Source organism: Aquabacterium humicola (assembly GCF_030167915.1).
In the GTDB taxonomy this organism is placed as follows: domain Bacteria; phylum Pseudomonadota; class Gammaproteobacteria; order Burkholderiales; family Burkholderiaceae_C; genus Pseudaquabacterium; species Pseudaquabacterium humicola.
The window spans coordinates 1-1,996 of the sequence record NZ_JARGNB010000037.1 but is presented as its reverse complement, the minus strand read 5'-3'; the positions used below and the strand labels follow the sequence as shown (position 1 = coordinate 1,996).

Sequence of the window (1,996 nt, the reverse complement as noted above, 5' to 3'; positions counted from 1 at the left end):
CGGCCGAGCTGGGTGATGTCTCGTTCTCTGCCGTTCAGCGCGTCTGGCGCAAGCATGGCCTGCAGCCGCATCGGCTGGAACGGCACATGGTCTCCAACGACCCGGACTTCGAGACCAAGGCGGCCGACGTGATCGGGTTGTACTTGAATCCGCCCGCGCACGCTGCCGTATTCTGCGTGGATGAGAAGACCGCGATTCAGGCGCTCGACCGCAAGGACCGCATGCTTCCGCTGTCGCCGGGCCGTGCGGAGAGCCATGGCTTCGAATACAAGCGCAACGGCACGCTGAGCCTGTTCGCGGCGCTGAACACGGCCACCGGAGAGGTGCTGGGCAAGACCGCTGCGCGGCACACCAGCGAGCTGCGGATTTCAGCGATCGGGGACGCCTGTTTCAGGCTGATCGTGGACGGCGAATCGGTGCCGTGGATGACGCGCTGGGAGCGCGCGCAAGTACTCGGTTGGAATGTAGCTCAATCGTCCACGATCAGCCTGAAACGTGCTGTCGTAGTCCCCGCGACAGATCGGTTTGCGGTTGATCTGATCTTCAAACTTCAGGCCCCTGCCAGGCCGCCGGAGGCCCCCCGGACCGAGCATGTACGCATGCGCGGTCCAGCGTGAAGGTGAGGTGCTCGAGGTGAGGTGCTCGAGGTGAGGTCTCACGGCTCCGCATGGCCTTCGTTGTCGCGCAGTGACTTGGTGCCCTTGAGCTCGATCTTGTGGCTCGAGTGGACGATACGGTCGAGGATGGCATCGGCCAGCGTCGGGTCGTTGAGGTAGGTGTGCCAGGCCTTCACCGGCAGCTGGCTGGTGATCAAGGTCGAGCGCGTGCCGATGCAGTCGTCGAGCAACTCCAGCAGGTCGTTGCGTTCGGCCGGGCCCATGGGGGATATCGCGAAATCGTCAATCACCAGCAGATCGAGCTTGGCCAGCTGAACCAGCCGGCGGGCGAAGCTGCCGTCTCCATGAGCGACCTGCAGTTCGTCGAACAACCTGGCCGCCCGCACGTACAGCACCGAGAAGCCGCTGCGTGCGGCCTGATGCGCCAGCGCACATGCCAGCCAAGTTTTGCCGCAACCGGTGGCCCCGGTGATCAGCAAGTTGCGCGCGTAGCACAGCCAGTCGCCGCCGGCCAGCGTGGTGATGAGGGCGCGGTCGAGCGATCGGCTGGCGCGCCAGTTGATGTCCTCGATGCAGGCCGAGCTGACCTTGAGCTTGGCCGCCTTGAGCAGCCGGGCCACGCGACGATCGTCGCGCCAGGCGACCTCGCTCTCACCAGCAGCGTCGGGCGGTCTTCGAAGGACAGCGCCGCCGCGGCGGTGCTCGTGGCCTGCTCCTCGATGGCGTGGACCATGCCGTCCAGGCGCAGGCCGCGCAATTGGTCCAGGGTGTGTTCGTTCAACATCGGCGTGTCGTCCTTCGACGGTTGGGGGTCAGTGGTAGTAGTGGGGGCCGCGCACGTTCTCGTGCTCGATGACGGGGCCGGCCGCGACGGGGAACAGCGAGGGTTGGCGGTCCAGGCCGCACTTGAGGATGTTGGTGACGCTGCGCAGCGTGGGCGCACGGATGGCCATGGCCCGCGTGCAGGCGGCCTCGAGCCGCTCGGCGGAGTACTTGCGCACCAGGGCCAGCAGGCCCAGGCAAGCGCGGTAGCCCTGCTCGGGGTGCGGACGGCGTTCGAGCTGCCAGGTCACCACCGCGGCGGTGCTAACCCCGATGCGCTGGCCCCACGCGATGAGCTTGGCCGGCGTCCACTCCCGGTGTGCGCGGTGCGACGCTGGCATGTGCTCGGCCACCGTGGTGAAGTCACCGCGCACGGTGCTCACGACGTGGCCGGCCACGCGCTGATTCGACGCGAAGCACTCCAGCAGGTGTAAGCGCTCCTCCAGACACGTCCCTTGCGGACGTGTCTATTTGGCGCTAGGAGGCGTGAGCCGCCAGGGCAGCAGGGCTTCGAAGTCGTCGGCGGTCTTGGCCTTGGGCAGCTCCACCAGGAGCGC

2 protein-coding genes and 1 pseudogene are annotated in these 1,996 nt (G+C 66.9%); 1 reads left to right on the top strand and 2 read right to left on the bottom strand.

Translation table 11 applies throughout. The features are described 5' to 3' along the window. Positions 1-617, top strand: a 617-nt coding sequence (locus P1K89_RS33255) for a transposase (RefSeq protein ID WP_501040109.1), incomplete at its 5' end; no start/stop codon positions are given. A gap of 38 nt (positions 618-655) precedes the next feature. On the opposite strand, the pseudogene istB reads toward P1K89_RS33255, so the two are convergent. Next, positions 656-1,401: pseudogene (istB, locus tag P1K89_RS33250) on the bottom strand (IS21-like element helper ATPase IstB). A 28-nt stretch (positions 1,402-1,429) separates the two neighbouring features. Continuing rightward, entirely contained in the window at positions 1,430-1,837 is a 408-nt protein-coding gene (locus P1K89_RS33245) for a hypothetical protein (RefSeq protein WP_439898072.1), read from the bottom strand. Positions 1,838-1,996: the final 159 nt, after the last annotated feature.